The 21,671-nt window shown below is 74.5% G+C and carries 19 protein-coding genes; 4 read left to right on the forward strand and 15 right to left on the reverse strand.

Annotation, left to right across the window (positions count from 1 at the left end; translation table 11 throughout):
• The first annotated feature begins 48 nt into the window (after positions 1-48).
• Positions 49-606: an NAD(P)H-dependent oxidoreductase gene (locus amrb99_RS05675; protein ID WP_190853172.1), complete on the forward strand. Its 558-nt coding sequence runs from the start codon at positions 49-51 to the stop codon at positions 604-606.
• Positions 607-670: 64 nt separating this feature from the next.
• Here amrb99_RS05675 and amrb99_RS05680 read toward each other — a convergent pair whose 3' ends face one another.
• The 11 genes from amrb99_RS05680 to amrb99_RS05730 all read right to left on the reverse strand — a co-directional run bounded on the left by amrb99_RS05680 (position 671) and on the right by amrb99_RS05730 (position 15,156).
• Entirely contained in the window at positions 671-1,075 is a 405-nt protein-coding gene (locus amrb99_RS05680; RefSeq protein WP_190853174.1) for a TIGR03618 family F420-dependent PPOX class oxidoreductase, read from the reverse strand.
• A 50-nt stretch (positions 1,076-1,125) separates the two neighbouring features.
• Positions 1,126-1,497: a hypothetical protein gene (locus tag amrb99_RS05685; RefSeq protein ID WP_190853177.1), complete on the reverse strand. Its 372-nt coding sequence runs from the start codon at positions 1,495-1,497 to the stop codon at positions 1,126-1,128.
• A 6-nt stretch (positions 1,498-1,503) separates the two neighbouring features.
• Positions 1,504-2,010, reverse strand: coding sequence for an SDR family NAD(P)-dependent oxidoreductase (locus tag amrb99_RS05690; RefSeq protein ID WP_190853185.1), 507 nt, complete (start codon positions 2,008-2,010; stop codon positions 1,504-1,506).
• On the reverse strand, positions 2,007-3,215 hold the full coding sequence (locus amrb99_RS05695; RefSeq protein WP_190853187.1) for a macrolide family glycosyltransferase: 1,209 nt from the start codon (positions 3,213-3,215) through the stop codon (positions 2,007-2,009). Before amrb99_RS05695 ends, amrb99_RS05690 begins: the two co-directional genes overlap by 4 nt.
• 49 nt (positions 3,216-3,264) lie before the next feature.
• Positions 3,265-4,938 carry a hydantoinase B/oxoprolinase family protein gene (locus amrb99_RS05700; protein WP_190853189.1) on the reverse strand — a complete coding sequence of 558 codons (1,674 nt, stop codon included), beginning with the start codon at positions 4,936-4,938 and terminating at the stop codon, positions 3,265-3,267.
• Positions 4,935-7,055, reverse strand: coding sequence for a hydantoinase/oxoprolinase family protein (locus amrb99_RS05705; protein WP_206699802.1), 2,121 nt, complete (start codon positions 7,053-7,055; stop codon positions 4,935-4,937). Before amrb99_RS05705 ends, amrb99_RS05700 begins: the two co-directional genes overlap by 4 nt.
• Positions 7,052-8,689 (reverse strand): ABC transporter substrate-binding protein, encoded by a 1,638-nt coding sequence (locus amrb99_RS05710; protein ID WP_206699803.1) that lies wholly within the window; start codon positions 8,687-8,689, stop codon positions 7,052-7,054. The genes amrb99_RS05705 and amrb99_RS05710 overlap by 4 nt, the downstream gene beginning before the upstream one ends.
• A 35-nt stretch (positions 8,690-8,724) precedes the next feature.
• Positions 8,725-10,407, reverse strand: coding sequence for an ABC transporter ATP-binding protein (locus amrb99_RS05715; RefSeq protein ID WP_190853194.1), 1,683 nt, complete (start codon positions 10,405-10,407; stop codon positions 8,725-8,727).
• Entirely contained in the window at positions 10,404-11,309 is a 906-nt protein-coding gene (locus amrb99_RS05720) for an ABC transporter permease (protein WP_190853196.1), read from the reverse strand. Before amrb99_RS05720 ends, amrb99_RS05715 begins: the two co-directional genes overlap by 4 nt.
• A 5-nt stretch (positions 11,310-11,314) precedes the next feature.
• Positions 11,315-12,289 (reverse strand): ABC transporter permease, encoded by a 975-nt coding sequence (locus amrb99_RS05725; protein ID WP_190853199.1) that lies wholly within the window; start codon positions 12,287-12,289, stop codon positions 11,315-11,317.
• Between the two features lie 95 nt (positions 12,290-12,384).
• A complete protein-coding gene (locus amrb99_RS05730) occupies positions 12,385-15,156 on the reverse strand; it encodes a family 78 glycoside hydrolase catalytic domain (RefSeq protein ID WP_190853202.1) in 2,772 nt (923 codons plus the stop codon).
• A gap of 201 nt (positions 15,157-15,357) precedes the next feature.
• Between amrb99_RS05730 and amrb99_RS05735 the strand changes: the two genes are divergently transcribed.
• Both amrb99_RS05735 and amrb99_RS05740 read left to right on the forward strand, forming a co-directional pair.
• Complete coding sequence (locus tag amrb99_RS05735; RefSeq protein ID WP_206699804.1) at positions 15,358-16,377, forward strand: LLM class flavin-dependent oxidoreductase; 1,020 nt, start codon at positions 15,358-15,360, stop codon at positions 16,375-16,377.
• Positions 16,378-16,461: 84 nt separating this feature from the next.
• Complete coding sequence (locus amrb99_RS05740) at positions 16,462-16,908, forward strand: helix-turn-helix domain-containing protein (RefSeq protein ID WP_190853206.1); 447 nt, start codon at positions 16,462-16,464, stop codon at positions 16,906-16,908.
• A 16-nt stretch (positions 16,909-16,924) separates the two neighbouring features.
• Here amrb99_RS05740 and rfbH read toward each other — a convergent pair whose 3' ends face one another.
• The 3 genes from rfbH to amrb99_RS05755 form a co-directional block, all read right to left on the reverse strand.
• Positions 16,925-18,229 (reverse strand): lipopolysaccharide biosynthesis protein RfbH, encoded by a 1,305-nt coding sequence (gene rfbH, locus amrb99_RS05745; protein ID WP_206699805.1) that lies wholly within the window; start codon positions 18,227-18,229, stop codon positions 16,925-16,927.
• A gap of 168 nt (positions 18,230-18,397) precedes the next feature.
• Positions 18,398-18,904 (reverse strand): GNAT family N-acetyltransferase, encoded by a 507-nt coding sequence (locus amrb99_RS05750; protein WP_241755270.1) that lies wholly within the window; start codon positions 18,902-18,904, stop codon positions 18,398-18,400.
• Positions 18,905-18,938: 34 nt separating this feature from the next.
• Positions 18,939-19,349 carry a helix-turn-helix domain-containing protein gene (locus tag amrb99_RS05755; protein ID WP_190853210.1) on the reverse strand — a complete coding sequence of 137 codons (411 nt, stop codon included), beginning with the start codon at positions 19,347-19,349 and terminating at the stop codon, positions 18,939-18,941.
• A gap of 47 nt (positions 19,350-19,396) precedes the next feature.
• Between amrb99_RS05755 and amrb99_RS05760 the strand changes: the two genes are divergently transcribed.
• Entirely contained in the window at positions 19,397-20,266 is an 870-nt protein-coding gene (locus tag amrb99_RS05760) for an MBL fold metallo-hydrolase (RefSeq protein ID WP_190853212.1), read from the forward strand.
• Between the two features lie 16 nt (positions 20,267-20,282).
• On the opposite strand, the gene amrb99_RS05765 is transcribed toward amrb99_RS05760, so the two are convergent.
• Positions 20,283-21,659 carry an NtaA/DmoA family FMN-dependent monooxygenase gene (locus amrb99_RS05765; protein WP_190853214.1) on the reverse strand — a complete coding sequence of 459 codons (1,377 nt, stop codon included), beginning with the start codon at positions 21,657-21,659 and terminating at the stop codon, positions 20,283-20,285.
• Positions 21,660-21,671 lie beyond the last annotated feature (12 nt).

The raw sequence follows: 21,671 nt of genomic DNA on the forward strand, positions 1-21,671 counted from the left end.
GGAGAGTGGTGAAGGATGGACCCACCCGAAGCACAGGGAGTGGAAGAAATGACGAAGATCGCCATTATCGTGGGCAGCACGCGGCCGGGCCGGATCGGGCGCCCGGTGGCCGAGTGGGTGCACAAGGTCGCGGCCAAGCGCACCGAGGCCGAGTACGAGATCGTCGACCTCGCCGAGCAGGGCCTGCCGCTCTACGACGAGCAGATCCCCGCGGCCGTCGGCCAGTACGCCGGCGAGCACACCAAGCGCTGGGCCGGGATCGTCGCCGGGTACGACGGCTTCCTCGTCATCACGCCGGAGTACAACCACGCGCCGCCCGCCGCGCTGAAGAACGCGTTCGACTTCGTGCACGCCGAGTGGGCGAACAAGGCGGTCGGCTTCGTCGGTTACGGCGCCGTCGGCGCCGCCCGGGCCGTGGAGCAGCTGCGGCTGGTCGCGACGGAGCTGGGCGTGGCGTCGGTGGCCGCGCAGGTCACCCTGCTCATCCCGGGCGACTTCCCGAACTACCCCGAGTTCGCCCCGCAGGAGTTCCGCGAGGCCGAGCTGGAGCGCGTGCTGAACCAGCTGGAGTCCTGGTCGAAGGCGCTGGCCACCGTCCGGCAGTGAGCCCCGCACGGCGAGGGCGGGCGTCCGACCGGGCGCCCGCCCTCGCCGTCGCAGGGCCCGGACGTCACTTCGCGGGCTCCGGCGGGAACGGGATGACCTTGTGCGGGACGATGCGGACGACCACCCGCGAGACGTCGTCCACGTCGTGGACCTCGTCGAGGTACTTCAGCGTGAGCTCGTCGGCCAGCTCCTTGCCGCCGCCCTCCAGGACCTTCGCGGTGCCGCGGATCTCGATCGAGGTGACCGGGTTCTCGATGTCGAACACCGAGAGGTTGACCCGCGGGTCGCGGGAGATGTTGCGCTCGGTGCGGCGGCCGGCGTGCGTCACGAACAGCAGGGAGTCGTCCTCGTCGCGCTTGATCAGCACGATCGAGGAATGCGGGCTCCCGTCCTCGTTCACGGTGGCGACCACGGGGAAATTCTTGTTGTCGACGAATGCCCGGGTCTTCTCATCGAGTTTCTCAGCCATGCGGCAAAGGTATATTCGGGAACGGTCCCCGGACTCCCCTGATCACCCCCCTATTCCCCCGGTCCGGGAGGGGCGGCGTCCAGCCACCGGCCGATGACCGCGGCGGCGGCCGAGCCGTCCACGTCCGCGAGTTTCCGCGCGACGAGGAGGCGGGCGCCGGCGGAGGTCTGGCAGCGGAACGGCGGATCAGCGGACGCCAGCAGATCGGCGATCGCGGAGGCGACCTCGGCCGCCGTCTGGGCGGCGGGCAACCCCAGCAGCGCGCCCTGCCCCGCGGCCGCGTTGTCGACGTACTGCCGCAGGACCCGCTCGTACGGCCCGGCCCCGGCGAAGACGCGCGCCCAGTCCGTCTTCCGGACAGCGTCCGTGTCGATCGGACCCGGCTCCACGACCGACACCGCGACCCCGACGCGCCGCGCCACGGGCGCTCAGCCTTCGAGGATCCCTTCGAGCGCGAACTTCGACCCGGCGTAGGCCTCCTGGAACGGCAGCCCGAGCACGCCCGCGACGCTGCCGACCGCGATGAACCGGCCGCCGCCGGCGCGCAGGTGCGGGAGGCCGCTCTTGAGCAGCTTGACCGGGCCGAACACGTTGACCTCGAACATCCTGCGGTAGCTCGCGAGGTCCTCGTTCTCGAACGTGTCGACGCCCGTGACGCCGGCGTTGCTGACGACGGCGTGGAGGCCGCCGTGGCGGGCCGCGACGCCGTCCACGAACGGCGCGATCGAGGCCTCGTCGGTGACGTCGAGCTCGGCGACGTGGATCTCGGCGCCGGACCGGGCGGTCAGGGCGTCGAGGCCCGCGACGCGGTCGAGGGAGTGGACGGCCGCCACGACCCGGTGGCCGCGCTCGGCGAGCGCGACGGCCGTGCTCGCCCCGACCCCCGACCCGGCGCCGGTGACGATCACCGCTCCGGCGGGCGGCCGCGCGGTCACGACGCCGCCTCCCGCGCCGGGACGCCGAGACGGGCCTCGATGACGTCCGCCGCGCGCCGCGCGCCCCCGGCGGCCCGGGCGTGCGCCTGGAGCTCCAGCATCCGCCGGACCACCGCGGCGTCCGACGCGACCGCGGTCGCCTCGGCGACGAGCCGGTCCGCGTCCAGCTCGGCGGGGTCGATGACGCGGCCCGCGCCCAGCTCCACGGTCCGGTCGGCATACGGGAGGAAGTCGGCGGCCGGAGGGACGATGACGACCGGCGTCGCGGTGTACCAGGCCTCGACCAGCGAGCCGCTGCCGCCGTGGGTCACGAACACGTCCGCGTGCTCGAGGACGCTGACGTTGGACGCCCAGCGGTGGACCTCCACGTTCGGCGCGAGGCCGGCGAGCCGCTCGACGTCGGCGTCATCGAGGCCGTCTCCCACGGTCACGACGACGTGCCACGCCGTCCCGGCGAACGCGCGGGCCACCGTCTCGAAGAATCCGGCGTCGCCGTTGCGGACGCTGCCCAGGGACACCAGCGCCACGCGGCCGGCGCCCGCCGGCGGGGTCCAGGCGCCCAGGAAGTCGCGCTTCTCGACGCTCGGCCCGACGAACACGACCTGCTCGGGGTCGAAGGTCTCGTGCTCGGGCTGCATGCGGGGCGGGACGAACGAGATCGTCAGCTCGCGGACCCGCCGGGTGCTCCACAGGAAGTCCTCCAGCCGGTCGCCGAGCCCGAACCCGGCGAGCGCCTCGGCGATCTCCTCGACCGGGTCGGCCAGCCGGTGGCCGGGCGCGAGGCGCTCCATGTGGTCGAAGTAGGAGTAGTGCTCGTTCGACACGACGCTCGGGGTCAGCAGGACGGGCGGCAGCCCCCACAGGCCGGACAGGAGGCGTCCCGCCTGGAAGGCCGCCTCGTCGTAGGCGACGGCGTCGGGGCGCTCGTCGCCGAAGTGCTCGCGCGCGGCGCGCAGGATCTCCAGGTTCTCGCGGAAGAACGCGCGGGTGGCCGCGGCCGGGTCGTCCTCGGCCAGGCTCGCCAGAGGGTTCAGGGAGGGATAGGTGACGACCTCGGCTCCGAAGCGCCGCACCCGGTCGGCGGGGCCGCCCGCCACCACGTAGGTGATCCGGTGACCGCGCCGGACCAGCCGGTCGACGAGGTCGAGCTTCGGCAGCACGTGCCCGTTGGACGGGATGTCGAGGACGAGGAGGTGCAGGGTCATGGCGATGCTCCGATCCGCCGCCGCGCGGCACGTCAGGCGAAGAGGCACGTCAGGGGGAGAGGCCGTACACGTCCCGGGCGGCGGCCTCCGACACCAGGCCGTGGCGGACGTCGGCGAGGACGGCTTCGCGCGACCGCTCCCGGGGATCGCCGTAGCCGCCGCCACCGGAGGTGTGGATCTCGATGACGTCGCCGCGCTCCAGCACGAGCGTGCTGTTGGTGCGCGGCACCGTGACCCGCCCGTCGCGGTGCCGCACGACGCCGCGGTTCGCCGGAGCGGGCAGGCCGCCCGCCAGGCCGTACGGCACCGTCTGCTCCAGCGCGCCCGAGCCGATGCAGACGACGCGGACGCCGTCCTGGTCGATGCGCCACCGCGAGAACCCGCCGAGCCCTCCGCGCCACCGTCCCGCGCCCGCCGAGTCGGTCGCGAAGCCCTGGTGCAGGATGGTCGCGGGCGCGGCGAGCTCGTGCAGCTCGACGTCCACCTCGCGGCCGCCGCCCATGGCGACCGGCGGCCCGATCGCGTCCCATCCGTCGAACCCGAGGACGGCCCCGGAGCCGCCCTTGAGCGCGCCGGTGGCGCCGAACGGCCGGCCGGTCCGCTCGTCGATCCCGACGGCGGCGAACGCGTACCCCCGGCACCAGCCCGCGTGGGTGAGCGCCGGGTCGGCCTGGGCGAGGGCCAGCCACACCGCTTCCACGATCGCCTCGCACGCGGTGATCGTGCACAGCGTGGTCGCGGCGGGCTCGACCGCGTGCGCGATCGTGCCGGGGCGGGTCAGCACGTCGATCGCCGAGAGGGCGCCGCTGGTGCGGCGCTGCGCGGGGTCGGTCACCGCGAACAGCGCGACGAGCGCCGAGGCGACGGTGTTGGCGCGGGTCGAGTTCGCGTACCCGGTCACCTGCGGGTCGGACCCGGTGAAGTCGAAGACGGCGCGCTCCCCCGCCACGGTGAGCCGGAGCCGCACCGCGATCGGCTCGCGGTGGTGCTCGCCGCCGTCGTCGAGGTGGCGGACGGACTCGTACACCCCGTCCGGCCAGCGGGCGATCTCCGACCGCATGTGCCGGGCCGCGGCCGCGAGCTGGAACCGCACGGCCTCCAGGACCGGTTCGACGCCGAACGCGTCGAGCATCGCGACCAGCTCGCGCTCGCCGAGCGCGGCCGCCCCGATCTGGCAGTGCAGGTCGCCCTCGACCGCGTCGCGGAGCCGGAGGTTCAGCAGGATCAGGTCCCAGACGTCGTCCTGCCGGACGCCGCGCCGGTACAGCCGGACGGGCGGGATCCGGAGCGCGTCCTCGTAGCAGTCGCGGGCGCCGGGGTTGTAGCCGAGCTCGCCGCCGCTGCCGCCGACGTCGGCGTGGTGGCCCTTGGTCGCGGTCCAGAAGCGGAGCACGCCGCGGTGGAAGACCGGTTTGAGGACGGTCACGTCAGGCGGATGGTTGTTGCCGTGGTACGGGTCGTTGAGCACGAAGACGTCGCCTTCGCCGACGTCGCCGGCGAACTTGGCGAGGACGCCCTCGTAGGCGCTGGGCAGCGACCCGGCGAGGACCGGGATGAAGTCCTTGGTGGCGATCCACGCGCCGTCGGCGTCGAAGATCCCGGTCACGAAGTCGCGGCTCTGGAACGCCGCGGACCGGCAGGACCGCAGCATCGCGTCGGCCATCCGCGCGGCGATGGCGTGCAGCCGGTTGTCGACCACCGAGGCCAGGATCGCCGCCGTCACCGGACCGCCTCCTTCACGCCGCGCAGCGCGGCCAGCACCTCGGCCCGTTCGCGGCCGGCCGCGAACATCAGGGTCGTTCCGCCTGCGGTGACCTCGTACGCGAACCCGGGCGGGACCACGATGGTCGTGCCCGAGCCGGCCAGCAGCGCGGGCCCGTTCTGACGTTCGTCCACCGGCACCGCCTCCAGGCTCCGGACGGGCACCTCGCGGAAGGCGCCGTCGAACCAGGCCCGCTGCGTCCCGTCCCCGCCCGGCCGTGCGCGGGCGGCCGCCGGAACGCCCGTGGACGGGGGCGAGGGGGTGGGCGCGCGCGCTTCCAGCCGGAGGTTCACCAGTTCCGCAGGCGCTTCCGGCTGCGCGAAGCCGTACAGCCGTTCGTGGCTCTCGTGGAAGGCGGCCATGAGCCCGTCCAGCGCCGCGGCGCCGTCGCGGGTTCCGGGCGGGAACGCCACCGTGACCTCGTGGACCTGGCCGACGTACCGCACGTCGGCCAGCCGGGTGAACCGGAGGTCCGCCGGCGCCGGCCCGCCGGCCGCCGAATCCGCCTTCGCACGCTCCTCCAGCCCGGCGAACGCGGCGACGACCTCGTCCGCGCCGGCTCCGGTGGCGCGCGGGTCACGCCCGCGCCCGAGCAGCGTGTGCACGTAGTAGCGGACCAGGTCGGCGCGGAGCATGCCGCGGGCGCACAGCACCGACGCGCCCGCCGGCACCACGACCAGCGGGATCCCGAGGTCGCGGGCCAGCTGCACGGCGTGCACGGGCCCGGCGCCGCCGGCCGCGACGAGCGCGAGCCGGCGCGGGTCCAGCCCGTGCCGGGCGATCACCAGCCGCAGGCCGTCGGCCATCTCCGCGTCGACCGCGCGGCGGACGCCCGCCGCCGTCTCGACCGCGCCGAGCCCGAGGCGCCGCCCCAGGTCCCCGATCGTGCGGCCCGCCAGCTCCGCCGACGGTTCGAGGCCGTCCCCGAACCCGCCCGCGAGATGCCCGAGGAGCAGGTCGGCGTCGGTGACCGTCGCGTCCCGGCCGCCGCGCCCGTAGCAGGCCGGGCCGGGGTCCGCCCCGGCACTGGCCGGGCCGACGCGCAGCAGGCCGCCGGGGGTCGTCCAGCCCACCGAACCCCCGCCCGCGCCGATCGTGGCGATGTCGAGCATCGGCACCGAGACGGGGTGGCCCGCCGGTTCGGCCCGCGTGGTGATCCCGGTGGCGCCGCCCGACGACAGGCTGACCTCGAAGCTCGTGCCGCCCATGTCCATCGTCAGGGCCTCGGGCACCCCGAACTCGGCGACGACGCGCGCCACGGCGGCGGGCGCGCCCGCCGGCCCCGACAGGAGCGTGTCCACGGCCCGCTCGGCGGCCCGGTCCAGATCCACGACCCCGCCGTTGGACTGGACGATCAGCACCCGCCCGGCGTGGCCGAGGTCCGCCAGGCGCCGTGCCAGCCGGTCCAGGTGGTCGCGCAGCACCGGACCGACGTAGGCGTTCAGCACCGCCGTCGAGGTGCGTTCGTACAGCCGGACCTCGGGCGCCACCCGCGACGACACCGACAGGAACGTCCCGGGCAGCTCCGCCGCGAGGATCCCGGCCGCCCGCCGCTCGTGCGCGTCGTTGAGGTAGGAGAAGGCGAAGGCGACGGCGACCGCCTCGACGCCGGCCTCCCGGAACCGCCGCGCCGCGCGCCGCACGCCCTCCTCGTCCAGCGGCACCGTCACCTCGCCGGTGCGGTCCACCCGCTCCCGGACGGTCTCGATCAGGTGGCGGGGCACGAGCGGCGCGGGCGGCGCCGACCGCGACTCGAACTGCTCGGCACGCGCTCCCTGCCGCGCGAGCAGGACGTCGCGCAGGCCCTCGGTCGCCAGCAGCCCGGTCCGCGCGCCGGTGCCGGTGACCAGCGCGTTGGTGGTGATGGTCGTGCCGTGGACGATGACGCCGGTGCGGGCGAGCAGCCCGGCGAGCGGCAGCCCCGCCTTCTCGGCCAGGCCGCCGAGGCCCGCGACGACCCCGTCCGCCGGCTCGTCCGGCGTGGAGCCGGTCTTGTGGTCCAGCTCCACGCCGTCCGGGCCGAGCAGCGCCAGATCGGTGAAGGTGCCTCCGACGTCCACGGCGATGCGGTAGGTCACGACAGCCAGACGTCCTGCAGGGTGGGCAGCCGGGAGTCGGCGTCGAGGGCGAAGCCGTGCACCTTCTTGCCGACCGCGACCACGGCGGTGTCCTCCACCAGCGGCGTGTACAGCCCCTGGGAGATGATGCGCTGCTGGGCGTCGGCCAGGATCTTGGCGCGGGCGGCCTCGTCGGTGGTGGTCGCCTGCTTCGCCAGCAGCGGCTGCAGCGGGGCGTCCTGGACGTTGTAGAAGTTCGGCGGCGCGGTGCTGAACGTGCCGAGCAGGCTCACCCCGGCGTCCAGGCCGCCGGCGACGCCGGACAGGAACAGGTCCCACTTGTGCGCCTTCAGCGCCTCCACCGACTGGGCCGCGGTCGCGAGCTGCGGTTTCAGCTCCACGCCGATCTTCTTGTACTGGGCGGTGACGAGCTCGACGAGCGGCTGGTCCCACGGGTTGCCGCGGTCGAGCCAGCCCAGGGACAGGGTGAGGCGCTTGCCGCCCTTGGCCCGGATGCCGTCGCCGCCGGGAACCCAGCCGGCCTTGTCGAGCAGCGCAGCCGCGGCCTTCTGGTCCGGATTGAGGAGCGCGCTCTCGTCGGCGTGGCCGACGACCGCGCCGGTGACGACGCTGTTGGGCACGCCCCACTCGGGGGTGAGCAGCGTGTCGCGGATCTGCCGGGTGTCGACGGCCTTCACCAGCGCCTGCCGGACGGCCGCGTCGTCCAGCGGCGGGCGGTCGGCTCCGGTCACCACCAGGCCCTCGGCGAGCCGCGGGTTGCGCTGCGCGACGATGGAGAACCCGGCCCTGCGGACCGGCGCGATGTCGGAGGGGTTGAGCGCGCCGGCGAGCTGCACCTGGCCGGTCTTCAGCGCGCCGGTGCGGACGCTCGGCTCGGTGATCACCTTGTAGACGACCTTGTCGAGGTAGGCGTCCCCGTCGTGCTTAGCGGTCCGCGGGCCCCAGGCGTAGCCCTTGCGCTTGGTGAGCACCACCTGGCTGTTGCGCGTGTACGACCGGAGCACGAACGGCCCCGTCCCGACGATCTTGTCGAAGCGGTCGGCGACCGGCAGCGCGAGCGTCTTCGGGGCGAGGATGCCGAAGGCGGTGCCCGCCGCCCAGAGCGGCCACGTCGGGTACGGCTTGGCGAAGTGCTGGACCACCGTGTGCTCGTCGGGCGCGTCCGTCCCCTTGTAGCCGCCCTGCTCCAGCAGCGAGACGGACGTGGAGCCCGCGGCCTTGGCCTTGTTGGCGATGACGTCGTCGAAGTTGTCCTTGACGACCTTCGCGGTCAGCGGCGTGCCGTCGGAGAAGGTGACGCCGCTGCGCAGCTTGAAGGTGAACTCCGTGGCGTCGGCGTTGGCCTTGAAGGACTCGGCGAGCCAGGGCACGGGCTTCTTGGTGGCCGGGTCGAGCGCCAGCAGCGAGTCGACGATGGGGCGCGAGACCTCCCGGACGAGCGGCGTGACGGCGCGCGGGTCGATGCTGACCGGGTCGCCGGCGAGCGCGACGGTGAGGGTGCCGCCCGCCTTGGGCGGACCGCCCGCCTTGGAGCCCCCGTCCGACGAGCCGCCGCCGCACGCGGCCAGCAGCAGCGCCGCGGCCGCGGCGGCCGGCGCTATCTTGAATATTCCGACCGTTTTTATCTGGAACACGGTCCGGGTTCTCCTTGTCATGAGGGTCGGCCGCGTCAGCGGCGGCCGGGGATGGCGTCGAGCAGCTCCCGCGTGTGGCCGTGCCGTGCGGCCGCGAAGATCTCCTCGGTGGGGCCGGACTCGACGAGCCGGCCCCGGTGCAGCACGCCCACCTCGTCCGCGATGTGCCGGACCACCGCCAGATCGTGGGAGATGAACAGGTAGCTCACGCCGAGCTCGGCCTGGAGCGCGGCGAGCAGGTCGAGGATCTGGGCCTGCACGGAGACGTCGAGCGCGGACACCGGTTCGTCGCACACGACCAGCTCGGGGTTCAGCACGAGCGCCCGCGCGATCGCGACGCGCTGGCGCTGCCCGCCGGACAGCTCGGCCGGCCGGCGGCCCAGCACCGAGGCGGGCAGCGCGACGAGGTCCACCAGCTCCCTCGCCCGGCCGCGGCGCCGCGCCCGCGAACCCAGCCCGAAGGACGTCAGCGGGTCGGTGACGATCTGCTCGACCGACCGCCGCGGGTCCAGCGACGCGAACGGGTTCTGCTGGACGATCTGCATCCGGCGCCGCAGCAGGCGCTGCGCGGACCCCCGCGTCCCGGTGATGTCCTCCTGGCCGAGGAACACGCGCCCGCCGGTCGGATCGGCCAGCCGGAGGATCAGCCGCGCCGTGGTGGACTTCCCCGATCCCGACTCGCCGACCAGCCCGTAGGTCCGCCCCCGGGGGATCGTGAAGCTCACTCCGTCGACGGCCCGGATCGCGGCGGCGCGGCCGCCGGCGCGGGGCGGCCGGAACTCCTTGACCAGGTCCTCGACGCGCAGGACGGGCGCGTCCGGCCCGTCGCCCGTCTCCGGCGGGCGGGCGGGGCGCGGCTCGGCGAACGGGTCGCCGGGGGCGCCGCCGGGGATCGCGGTCAGCCGGACGCGGTGCCGGCGCGGCGTCCGCGCGAGACCGGGCGCGGCGTCGATCAGGGACCTGGTGTACGGGTCGCGGGGGTCGGACAGCACCTCCCCCGGCGTGCCCTGCTCCACGATCGCGCCGGACCGCATCACCAGGACGCGGTCGGCGCGCTCGGCGGCGACGCCGAGGTCGTGGGTGATCAGCAGCATGCCGGTGCCCGACTCGCGGACCAGCGCGCCGATGTGGTCGAGGATGCGGCGCTGGACCGTGACGTCGAGCGCGCTCGTCGGCTCGTCGGCCACGATGAGCCGGGGGCGCGCCGCGATGGCGATCGCGATGAGGGCGCGCTGGCGCATGCCGCCCGACAGCTGCGACGGGTACTGCCGCGCCTGGACCTCGGGGTCGGGAAGCCCGGCGTCGGCGAGCAGCTCCAGCGTGCGCGCGCGGGCGGTGCGCCGGTCCGCGCCTCCCGACAGCCGGAGCGCCTCGGCGACCTGGGCGCCGACCCGCTGCACCGGGTTGAGCGACGTGCCGGGGTCCTGCGGGATGAGCGCGATCTCCCGGCCGCGCAGCTCGCGCCACCGGCGTTCGGGCAGTCCCGCGAGGTCCCGGCCGTCGAAGCCGATCCGCCCGCGGACGACGCGGGCCGACCGCGGCAGCAGGCCGAGCAGCGCGTACGCCGTCGTGGACTTGCCCGACCCGGACTCGCCGACGATCGCGACCGTCTCGCCCTCCCCCACCGCGAAGCTGGCGGATTCCACCGCGCGGACGGCCGAGCGGCGCGTGCGGTACCGCACCGCCAGGTCCTCGACCTCCAGGAGACGCGGGCTCATCGCGGTCCCGTCCTTTCACCGTCGAAGGCGCGCGACACCCGGTTGGCGGCCAGCACGGTCAGCGCGACCACCGTGCCCGGCAGGATGGACAGCCACCAGGCGCTGCCGAGGAAGTCGCGCCCCGAGGAGACCAGCGACCCCCATTCCGGCGTCGGCGGCTGGGCGCCGAACCCCAGGAAGCTGAGCGTGGTCACGCCGAGGATCGCCTCGCCGAACAGCAGCAGGGTGAGCACCCACACCGGCCCCATCGAGTTCGGCAGGACGTGGCGGAGGACGACGCGCGTCCACCGCGCCCCGCCCGTCCGGGCGGCCTCCACGAACCCGCTCTCGGAGACGCGCAGCACCTCGGCGCGCATCACCCGCGCGGTGCTGGCGATGGCGGCCACGCCGATGGCGATCCCGACGTCGACCGTGTCGCCCTTGCCGAGCACCGAGACCAGCATCAGTGCCAGCAGCAGGCCGGGGATCGCCAGCAGCACGTCGACCAGGCGCATGATCACCAGGTCGGCCGCGCCGCGCAGGAACCCCGCCAGCAGGCCGAGCACCGTGCCCGCGCCGAGGCCGATCACCGTCGCGAGCGCCGCCGCCGGCAGCGTCCGGCCGGTCCCGTGCACCGTCTCGGCGAACAGGTCGCGGCCGAGCCGGTCGGTGCCGAACGGATGGCCGGGCGACGGGGCGTGCAGGTGCGCGGCGGTGTCGACGGCCAGCGGGTCGCCGGGGGCGAGCAGCGCCGGCGCGACGGCCGCGACCACGACGAGGCCGACCCAGAGGAGCGCCAGGGCGAGCCCGGGGTCGCGCAGCAGGTGCGCCAGCGAGCGCAGCAGGCCGCCCGCGCTCCGCGGCGCGGGACCCGGCTCCGGGAAGCGCTCGCCGGCCGGCAGGGCGACGTCGGTGACCGACATCCCGCTCACCCCCGGCCCGCGAGGCCGGACAGCGCGAAGCGCCCGGCGGGGCGCCGCGCGACCGCGAGCCGCGGATCGAGGACCCGGTAGAGCAGGTCGACGGCGAGGTTGACGCTGACGAACACCAGCGCGCCCAGCAGCACCACGCCCTGCACGACGGGCAGGTCCTCGGCCGCCACCGCGCCCTGGGTGACCTGGCCGAGGCCGTTGCGGGAGAACACCGCCTCGACCACGATCGCGCCGGTGAGCAGCCCGCCGACGAGCAGCCCGGCCAGCGTCAGGGCGGGGAGCGCGGCGTTGCGCAGGACGTGCCGGACGTTCGTCCGGAGCGGCCCCGCGCCCTTGGCGCGGGCGACGGCCACGTAGTCCTTGCCGAGCTCGTCGCCCATGCTCTTCGCCAGGACCTGCCCGATGAGCGCCGCGGGCTGGACGGCGATGGTGACGGCGGGCAGCACCAGCCCGCGGAGCCCGCCCTCCCCGATCGCGGGGAAGACGTTCCAGGTGAAGGAGAGCCACTGCAGCAGGAGCAGCCCGATGACGAAGGCCGGGATCGCGACGCCGAGGGGCGGCAGGCTCAGCAGCGTCCGCCGGAGCCGGCGAGAGCCGGTCACGGTGGCCAGCACCGCCAGCGCCGTCCCGAGGAGCACCCCGAGGACGAGCCCCGCCCCCGCCACCGCGAGCGTCGGCGGGAGCGCCCGCCCGATCAGGGACGTCACCGGCTCGCCGGACTGGAGCGAGCGCCCGAGGTCCCCGTGCAGCGCCCCGCCCAGTTTGGTCAGGTACTGCTCCACCAGCGGGCGATCGAGGCCCATCTCATGCCGCAGCTGGGCGAGCTGCTCCGGTGTGACGCTGTTGTTGGCGCCGGCCGCGATCGCCGCCGGGTCGCTCGGCAGCGCGTACAGAACGGCGAACGAGAGCGTGTAGGCCGCCCAGAGCACGAACAGCCCTTGGAGCACTCGTCCGCCCAGAAACCGCGCCATCGATTCGAAGCCCTTCCTCCGCCGGCGGTTCCGGCGATTCCGATCCATGCCCAGGCTGCCGTGAACGGCAGATGCGGACCCCCTTCCGCGACCCCCTACGCCACCCCTGAATCAGCGGGCGCCGCCCGCGCGGCGAACGCATGGGCGCCGGGGCCTGCCTCCGCCCGCGTGCCGTCGGGGAGCACCACCTCGGCCGTCGTGCCGGGCGGGACCGTGACCTCCAGCGAGAAGCGGCCCCGCTCGGCGCGCCACCCGGCCTCGATCCGCCCGTAGGGGCAGTCGTACTTCACCTCGGCCCAGGTCAGGCCGCCGCCCGGCCGAGGCTCGACCCGGAACCGCCGGTAGGCTGGCAGCTCGGGGTCGAGCCGTACGCCGGCGACGTGGCCGTGCAGGAACTCGACGACGCTCGCCCGCGTCGGCATGTTCAGCGCCAGCATCGTGGCGCCGTTCGGGGCGATGCCGTCCCAGGTCTCCCAGAACGTGGTGCCGCCGTTGTCGATCACCGACATCCAAGACCGCGGCCCGGAGCGCAGCAGGAGTTCGTAGGCGAGGTCGAGGTGGCCGTTGTCGGCGAGGACGGGCAGCAGCAGATGCGTCGTCGGCAGCCCCGTGCCGGGCCGCGTGCCGGCGGCGCGGATCAGCTCCGCCAGCCGGTCCGCGGTCCGCGCCCGCAGCGCCTCGGGCACCAGGCCGTAGGCGAGCGCGCGCAGGTGCGTCGCCTGGGTGTCGCAGGCCAGCCGCCCGTCGGCGGCGATGAACTCGGCCTGCCACGCGGCGCGGACGTCATCGGCGAGGCGCCCGTACCGCTCGGCGTCCCCGGTCCGGCCGAGGACGCCCGCGATCCTGGACAGCAGCCGGGCCGACCGGTGGAAGTAGGCGGTGGCGAACGCCGCGTGGTCGCGGGACTCCATCTCCTCGACCACGGCGGCGGTGAAGGAGTCCAGGTCGGTGGCCCAGGTGGTGCGCCGCCCGCCGAGCGACGCCGGCCGCCGCGGCGACACCGGGCGCTGCGGCGACACCGGGCGCTGCGGCGGCGCGGGTTCGAGGTGCTCCCCGAAGTGGTAGCCGGTGTCCCAGAGGAACTCCTCGTGCGGTGCCGGGACGGGCCGCGCCGCGCGCCGGTCGGGGTGCCTGCGGTCCCGCGCGATCCGGGCCACGCGGTCGACCCACGCGGTCATCGACGGGTACTGCCGCTCCAGCAGGCCGTCGTCGCCGTAGGCCCGCCACGTCTCCCAGGGCACCACCACGGCCGCGTCGCCGAAGCCCGCCTGGCCGTGCGGGATGGCGAACCGCGCCGTCAGGCTGCGCGGGCCGAGGGGGTCGGGCGCGTAGTTGCGCACCGTCCCGTCCGGCCACTGGTCGGCGGCGAGGTCCGCCAGCCACTTGGCGCTCAGCCCGGACACGTCGTTCAGCAGCCGGGCGCCCCGGATGTTCCACCCGAAGTCGGTCCAGCCGGCGAGCTCGCGGGTGATCTCGGCCGTCGGGACGTCGCACGCCTGGTTGCGGTAGGTCCAGTAGGCGATCTCGTGGAGCCGGTCGAGGCGCTCATCGCTGCACCGGAACCAGCCCGTGCGGGGCAGGTCGGAGCTCACCGCGACCGCCGTCGCGCCGCCGGCGCTGATCGGGCCGGGATGCCCGTCCACGCGCAGGTAGCGGAAGCCGTGCCGGGTGTGCCGCGGCTCGAAGGCCGGGCCGTCCGGACCGGCCGAGACCACCCGGTCAGTCTGGATCCCGCGCGCCGGCGTGTACCAGTGCAGGGTGGCCTGCCCGCTGGCGGTGTTGACGTCGGTGCCGTCCGGTGTGAGCGCCTCGGCGTGCGTGAGCGACAGCACCGTCCCGCGCGGTCCGAGGTCGGTGAGCCGTACCCATCCGCCGAGGTTCTGGCCGAAGTCGATGATGTGCCGGCCCCGCTCCGGCCGGGTGATCGCGACCGGGCGCAGTTCCTGGAGCCGCCGCACCGGCGGAGCGGGCGAGGACACCAGCCGGGCCGCCGGGCGCTCGCGCACGGCGACCGGCGCCCAGCCGCCCTCGACCGGCCCGGGGGTGCTCCACCCGGCAAGCTCGTCGCGGAGGTCGGCGGCGACGCCGTCGAAGAAGTCGGCCGCCTTGACGGCCCCGACCGCCGACCGCCAGCGCGGGCCCGTCCCCGCCACCGTGGACGTCCCGTCCTCGTGGTCGGCGTGCAGCTGGACCAGCAGCGCGGTGCGGTCGCCGAACCCGTCGGGAAGGCGGTGGTAGGAGGTCCGGCCGCGGAACCAGCCGTCGCTGAGGACCGCGCCGAGCACGTTGGCGCCGGCGCGGACCGCGGCGGTCACGTCGTACGCCTGGACGTGCAGGTGGTCGCGGTAGGCGGTGAAGCCGGGGGCGAGTTCGGCGTCCCCGACCCGCTCGCCGTTGAGGAACAGCTCGTACAGGCCGTGCGCCGTGGCGTACACCCGCGCCCGGACCACCGGGCGGTCGACCGTGAACTCGCCGCGCAGCAGGTAGCCGGGCCGGAAGCCCGCCGGCGGCACCTCGTCCTCCGCGGGCCCGACCCACGCGGCGGCCCAGTCGTCCGGATCGAGCAGGCCCATCTCCCAGGCGGCGGGCTCCGACCAGGCGCTGCTGCCGGCGTCGGTGCGGACCCGCACCGCGCATCGCACGGGCTCCCGTGACGCGAGCGGCGGGCCGCCGTAGGGGACGAACAGGCTGCGGTCCGACGCGACCCACCCGGTGTCCCACGGCCGGTCGCCCGCCCGGCCGCGGATCCGGTAGGCCCGCTGCGTCCGGGTCCCGGGCGGCAGCCGCCAGCTCAGCCGGGGCGACCGCTCGGTCAGCCCCAGCGCCGCGGGCCGGTGCTCCAGCCGCAGATCGGTCGGCGCGGACACACCGCACCCCCTTTCGGACCATTCCAGATCGCGTGTGCGCACAGGAAAGCACGGGACGGGGTGGTAACAGCAATGTTCCTTCTTCCGGCGCCGTCGCCCACCGCCTACGTTTGGCGACTGGAGAAAGGCGATCCGCCTTCAACGGAATCGCGGGCGCGCACGAATGGGAATACGGCGGTACCGATCGTGAAGTTCTTCGGGGTGGCTCCCATCCGTTTCCTGGATTCCGCGGGCGCGGACGAGCCCGCCGCGACGCGCGCGAGCTTCGGCCGCACGGTCGCCACCGCCCGGTACATGGAGGAGCTCGGCTTCGACGGCTTCGGGGTGGGCGAACGCCACCACTGGCCGTTCCTCTCCAGCGCGCCGCCGGTCGTCCTCGCCCACGTGGCGGCGCTGACCAGCAGGATCCGGCTGTTCACCGGGGTGACCCTGCTGTCGATGCTCGACCCCGTGCGGGTCGCCGAGGACTACGCGACCCTGGACCAGCTGTCCGGCGGGCGGCTGGAGCTGATCGTCGGCAAGGGCGCCGGGCCGGGCGGCGCGATGTTCGGCCTGGCGCCCGACGAGCAGCGCCCCGCCCTCGCCTACAACTTCCGGCTCCTGCACGAGCTGTGGACCAGGGACGAGGTCTCCTGGCCGGCGGGGCGGCGGCCGCGCCTGGACGGCGTACGCACCCTCCCTCGGCCGCTGCGCGGGCGGCCCAGAATCTGGCATGGGAGTTCGTCGTCGGCGGAGTCGGTGGCCCTCGCCGCCGAGTACGGCGACCCCGTGGTGTTCTCCAACGCGGGCCTGTCCAGCGAGAGCGCCCGGCCCCTGGTCGAGCACTACCGCGCCGAATGGGCGCGGCACGGCCGTCCCGCCGACCGGCTCTTCACCGGGGCGGGCACGCCGGGGTTCCTCGTGGCGAAGACCTCGCAGGCGGCGATCGCCGCGTACCGTCCGGCCTACGAGCGCCTGGTCGCGATGCAGCGCGGCATCGGCGCCCACCCGGCGTTCCCCACCGTGGAGGAGTTCGTCGCGCGCTCGCCGGCGCTCGTCGGCAGCCCCGAGCAGATCATCGACAAGGTGCACCGCCAGCACGAGGTGTTCGGCCACTCGCTCCTCGTGGTCAGCGTCGACCCCGACGGCCTGTCGGAGCACGACCACCGGACCTCCCTCGAACTGCTCGCGACCGAGGTGGCGCCGGTCCTGCGCACCGCACTCCCCGATCCGCCCCCCTGACCCGCCCCTGCCGGGCGGGCATCGGTTGCCCGCACGGACGGGCGCGTGCGACGCTGAGGCGTCCGCACCGGGGAAGGGAACCCGATGACAGCAGGATCTCGGCTGCCCGACGACGTCGAGCCCGACACGTGCGCCGCCTTCCGCGACGCCCTCGACCGGGTCGGCAGCAAGTGGGGAATCGCGATCATCGCGGCGGCGAGCGACGGGCCCATCCGGTTCGCCGAACTGCACCGGTCGATCCCTGGCATCAGCCGCCGCATGCTGACCCTCACGCTGCGCACGCTGGAGCGCGACGGGCTCATCACCCGCACCGTCCACCCCACCGTGCCCCCGCAGGTCGAGTACACCGCCACGGCCCTCGCCGAGGAGCTCTTCGCCTCCACCCGCGCCCTCTCGGCCTGGGCCGAGAACAACCACGCGAAGATCGCCGCCGCGCGCGCCGCCTACGACGGCGGCGAGGCCGCCCGGCAGGACGAGCACGCCGAGCACGCCGAGCCCGCGGCCCGGGTCCCGACCGAGCCGCGGGCGTGACGCGGCGTGCCGCGGGCTACCGCCGGCTCGTGACGAAGTCCCTGATCGTGCCGATCACGTAGTCGATCATCTCGTCGGTGAGGCCGGGGAAGACCCCGATCCAGAAGGTGCGCGCGGTGATGACGTCGCTGTTGGCGAGGCTCCCCGACACCCGGTACTCCCGGCCCCGGTAGGCGGGCTGCCGGGTGAGGTTGCCGGCGAACAGCATCCGGGTGCCGATCCGCCGGTCCTCCAGGTGGGCGACGATCTCGTCCCGGTCGAACGGCGCGTCGGCGGCGACGGTGATGACGAAGCCGAACCAGCTGGGATCGCCGCCGGGCGTGGGCTCGGGCAGCAGCAGCCCCGGCAGGCCGTCCAGGCCCTCGCGGAGCCGCCGCCAGTTGCGGCGCCGGGCGGCGCCGAACTCCGGCAGCCGCTTGAGCTGCGAGAGCCCCAGCGCCGCCTGCAGGTCCGTCGTCTTCAGGTTGTAGCCCACGTGCGAGAACGTGTACTTGTGGTCGTAGCCGTACGGCAGGTCCCCGAACTGCTGGGTGTAGCGCTTGCCGCAGGTGTCGCAGGCCCCCGGCTCGCACCAGCAGTCCCGGCCCCAGTCGCGCAGCGACTCCACGATCCGCGCGAGCCTCGGCCGGTCGGTGGTGACGCAGCCTCCCTCGCCCATGGTCAGGTGATGGGCGGGGTAGAAGCTCACGGTGCTGAAGTCGCCGAACGTCCCGGTCGGCCGCCCCCGGTACTTCGCGTCGACGCCGTCGCAGTTGTCCTCGACGAAGAAGAGGCCGTGCTCGGCGGCCAGCTCGGCCACCTCGGCCGCCGGGAAGGGGTTGCCGAGCGCGTGCGCGATCATGATGCCGCGGGTCCGGGGGCCGATCGCCTCGGCGACCCGCTCGGCCGTGGTGTTGTAGGTGCCGAGCTCGACGTCGACGAAGACCGGCACCATCTGGTTCTGCAGGATCGGGTTGACCGTCGTCGGGAACCCCGCCGCGACCGTGACGATCTCGTCGCCGGGCTTCAGCCGGTCGGCGCCGATCTCCGGCTGCGTCAGCGCGGTCAGCGCCAGCAGGTTGGCCGAGGACCCCGAGTTGGTCAGGTGGACCTTGCGGCGCCGCAGGGTCCGTCCCAACTCCCGCTCCAGCGCGAGCGCGCTCGGGCCCGCGGCGATGCGCATGGTGAGCGCGGCCTCGACCAGCGCGACGCGGTCGTCCTCGTTCAGGTCGGCGCCCGAGGGCATCACGAGCGTCTCGCCCGGGACGAAACGCCGGCTCCGTTCCCTCTCACGGTGGTATTCGCGGACCAGTTCCAGGATCAGGTCCTGGGAGTCACCCATCATCGCCTCCAGGCGGCGCCACGAAGCACGCTCCTCGCCCCATCAAAGCGATGGACCGCGCGTCCGCGTCCCCTGTAGGCCCCCCTTATCGTCCGGATGAAACGCGAACGGTGAATTCGCCGGGGTACCGCAATCCGGCCGTCCGTCGCCGGTCGCGGTGCGGCACCGTCAGAGGGTTTTCTCCATGCAGATCGAGAAAGTCAGCCACTCGTACGGCGGAAAGACCGGAATGCGGGTGTAGCCCTCGCGCTCGTACAGCCGGACGGCGTCCGGCTGCCGGTCCCCCGTCTGCAGGACGACGCGGGACGCTCCGAGGGACCGGGCGGCCCTCTCCGCCGCGGCCAGCAGCGCGGTGGCGGCCCCCGAACCGCGATGCGCGGGCGCGACGTACATCCGCTTCAGTTCGACGCCGTCGCCGTAGCGCCGCAACGCGACGTGGCCGATCGCGGTCCCGCCAGCGTAGGCGACGCCGACGTACACCACCTGCTCGGCCTCGACGCCGAGCGTGCCGTCCACCTTCCGCTCCGGGTCCGCCGCCGCGGCGAGGATCTCCGCGACCCGGTCGGCGTACCGGCTTTCCATCTCCGCCTGCATCGCGTCCCGCAGTTTCGCGGCGTCGGGATCGTCCCAGCCGGTGGCGCGCACCTCGTAGCCCAGGTCATCCACCATCCGCATCGGACATCCCCCAGAGGATCGAGGCTTTTCCAAGTTAATCAGTAGGAATATATGCCATCCGGGGCAGCTCGGCGGCGTGCTCGGCGGCCCACCGGCCCAGCGCGGCGAGCTGCTCGCGCAGCGACGCTCCGACCTCGGTCAGGGCGTACTCCACGCGGCCCGCCCTGCCGGGAGCAGGAGTGCGGCTCACGAGCCCCTCCTCCTCCAGCGTCCGCAGGGTGCGGGTGAGCACGCGGCGGCTGATCCCCTCGATGGCGCGGTCCAGCTCGTTGAAGCCGTGCGGCCGGTCGGCGAGCAGCCGGATGACCGCCGGGCTCCACTTGTCGCCGACGCGCCGCAGGACGCCCGTCACCGGGCAGGCGCCGTACTCGGCGGCGGTGACGACGACCCCTCGCTCCACCGCTCCGGACGTCACCGGGCGAGCGGACGGCACGTCAGTGGACATGAAAGTTCCTTCTTCCGGTCCCGCCTGGGCGTCACCAAGATCAGCGTATGCGCACGTTCGACATCGGCGCGGTCTCGGTGACCCGCATCCCGCATTTCGAGAATCTGCCCCTGACCCCCGCCGAGCTGCTCCCCGGCACCGGCCCGGATCTCTGGAAGGCGAACCGCTCCTGGCTCGCTCCCGACCACTGGGACCCCGGCTCCGGCCGCGTCCGCGTCTCCGTGCACAGCTGGCTGCTGCGCAGTGCCGGGCGCACGATCCTCATCGACACCGGTCTGGCCCCCGACCCCCGCCAGGAGGGTGTGCCGGCCGGCGGCGACCTGCCGGCGGCGCTCGCCGCCGCGGGCGTGGCGCCGGGCGACGTCGACCTCGTGGTGTGCACCCATCTGCACGCCGACCACGTCGGCGGGAACACCCGCGAGGACGACGGCGGGCACGTCCCGTTCTTCCCCCGGGCCCGGTACCTCTTCTCCGCCGCCGACCTCGCCTTCTTCGCCCCGGACACGCTGGTGGAGGAGCCCGGGCGCAGCGCCGCCGTCCATGCCCGGTCGGTGGAGCCGGTGCTGCGTTCGGGGCAGGCGGTCGTCTGGGAGGACCGCTTCCTCATCGACGAGAACCTGCGGCTCGACCTCGCCCCCGGGCACACGCCCGGGCACGGGGTGCTCGCCGTGGAGTCCGAGGGCGAGCGCGCGCTGTTCGTCGGCGACCTGCTCCACACGCCCGTCCAGCTTCTGGCGCCGGACGCCTCCAGCTGTTTCTGCCACGACCCGTCCGCCGCCGCCCGGACCCGCCGCCGCCTCCTCGAACGGGCCGCGGACACCGCCGCGCTGGTCGTACCGGCCCATTTCTGCGGGCCCGGCGCCGTCGAGATCGGCCGCGACGGCACGCGGTTCACGGCCCGCCGCTGGGTCCCCTGACCATCCGGGCCCCTTCCTACGGGTTCAGCGGGGGCAGGTCCAGGTGCTCGCGCAGCGTCTCGCCCTCGTAGGCGGTGCGGTACGCGCCGCGCTCCTGCAGTTCGGGGACGAGCTTGTCGACGATGTCCTCCAGCGCGGAGGGGATCAGGTACGGCGTGATGTTGAACCCGTCGACGGCGCGGGTGCGGACGTAGCGGACCCACTCGTCGGCGACCTGGGACGGCGTGCCGACGAAGGCGGGGTGCCCGGGCGCGACCTCCCGCGCCAGCTCCAGCATCGACAGGCCGCGCTGCTCGCTCTGCTCGCGCCACCGGGCGATCAGCGCGAGCTTGCCGGTGCGCCGCTCGATGGGGATGGTGCCGCGCGACGGGTCGAGCTCGCCCTCGACGGGGTCGATGTCGGGAAGCGGCCCGTGCGGGTCGTACCCGGACAGGTCCGTCCCCCAGTACTGCTCGAAGAACGTGATCGCGCGCGGTGCCGACATCTGCTCCTCGCGCACCCGGCGGGCGCGCTCGCGGGCCTCGTCCGGTGTGTCGCCGAGGACGACGGAGGCGCCGGGCAGGATCCGCAGGGAGTCGGCCGAGCGTCCATACCTGGCCAGCCGCGCGCGCAGGTCGGCCGCGTAGGCGACGGCCTTGTCGTACGGGGTGTTCGCCGAGAACACCACGTCGGCGCGGGACGCGGCGAGCTCCCGGCCGCCGTCGGAGTCGCCGGCCTGGAAGAGGACCGGCCGACCCTGCCGGCTCGCGGGCACCGTGGCGACGGCGCGGAGGTCGACCAGGTCGGTGCTGCGGGCGACCTCGCCGATGGAGCCGGGCCGGGCCCAGCTCTTCACCTCCCCGGTGGCGGCGACGGCGTCCGGCTCCCAGGCGTTCCACAGCGCGGTGACGGCGTCGACGAACTGGCCGGCCCTGTCGTAGCGGCGCTCGTGCTCCAGCCAGCCGCCGTGGCGGAAGTTCGCGCCGGTCCAGGCGTTGTCGGTGGTGACGATGTTCCAGCCGGCGCGGCCGTCGGACAGCAGGTCCAGGCTGGCGAGCCTGCGGGCCAGGTCGGCCGGGAAGTTGTAGGTGGCGTTCTGGGTGGCGACCAGCCCGATCCGCTCGGTGACCGCGGCGAGGGCGGACAGCTGCGTGATCGCGTCGGGACGGCCGGCCACGTCCTGGTCGTGGACGCGGCCCCGGTTCTCCCGGACCCGCAGCCCCTCCCCGAGGAAGAACGCGTCGAACAGCCCGCGCTCCAGCAGGCGGGCGACCTCGACGAACGTCTCGATCGCGACATGGTCGGCGGCGGCCGGATCGTTCCACACGAGTTGCGGGCCGACACCGGTGTAGAAGACGCCGAGGTGGACCCGGGCGTGCGGATCGTAGGGGGCGCCCGTGGCGGCTTCGGTCATGGTCGAGTTCCC

Origin of the sequence: Actinomadura sp. RB99 (assembly GCF_014706005.1) — a bacterium.
In the GTDB taxonomy this organism is placed as follows: domain Bacteria; phylum Actinomycetota; class Actinomycetes; order Streptosporangiales; family Streptosporangiaceae; genus Spirillospora.

Bases quoted from the DNA above. Each gene is read 5' to 3' on its own strand.
- rfbH (WP_206699805.1), bottom strand. From the start codon at position 18,229: ATGGGTGACTCCCAGGACCTGATCCTGGAACTGGTCCGCGAATACCAC.
- amrb99_RS05675 (WP_190853172.1), top strand. From the start codon at position 49: ATGACGAAGATCGCCATTATCGTGGGCAGCACGCGGCCGGGCCGGATC.
- amrb99_RS05740 (WP_190853206.1), top strand. From the start codon at position 16,462: ATGACAGCAGGATCTCGGCTGCCCGACGACGTCGAGCCCGACACGTGC.
- amrb99_RS05695 (WP_190853187.1), bottom strand. From the start codon at position 3,215: ATGACCCTGCACCTCCTCGTCCTCGACATCCCGTCCAACGGGCACGTG.
- amrb99_RS05725 (WP_190853199.1), bottom strand. From the start codon at position 12,289: ATGGCGCGGTTTCTGGGCGGACGAGTGCTCCAAGGGCTGTTCGTGCTC.
- amrb99_RS05760 (WP_190853212.1), top strand. From the start codon at position 19,397: ATGCGCACGTTCGACATCGGCGCGGTCTCGGTGACCCGCATCCCGCAT.
- amrb99_RS05765 (WP_190853214.1), bottom strand. From the start codon at position 21,659: ATGACCGAAGCCGCCACGGGCGCCCCCTACGATCCGCACGCCCGGGTC.
- amrb99_RS05750 (WP_241755270.1), bottom strand. From the start codon at position 18,904: ATGCGGATGGTGGATGACCTGGGCTACGAGGTGCGCGCCACCGGCTGG.
- amrb99_RS05755 (WP_190853210.1), bottom strand. From the start codon at position 19,349: ATGTCCACTGACGTGCCGTCCGCTCGCCCGGTGACGTCCGGAGCGGTG.
- amrb99_RS05680 (WP_190853174.1), bottom strand. From the start codon at position 1,075: ATGGCTGAGAAACTCGATGAGAAGACCCGGGCATTCGTCGACAACAAG.
- amrb99_RS05715 (WP_190853194.1), bottom strand. From the start codon at position 10,407: ATGAGCCCGCGTCTCCTGGAGGTCGAGGACCTGGCGGTGCGGTACCGC.
- amrb99_RS05720 (WP_190853196.1), bottom strand. From the start codon at position 11,309: ATGTCGGTCACCGACGTCGCCCTGCCGGCCGGCGAGCGCTTCCCGGAG.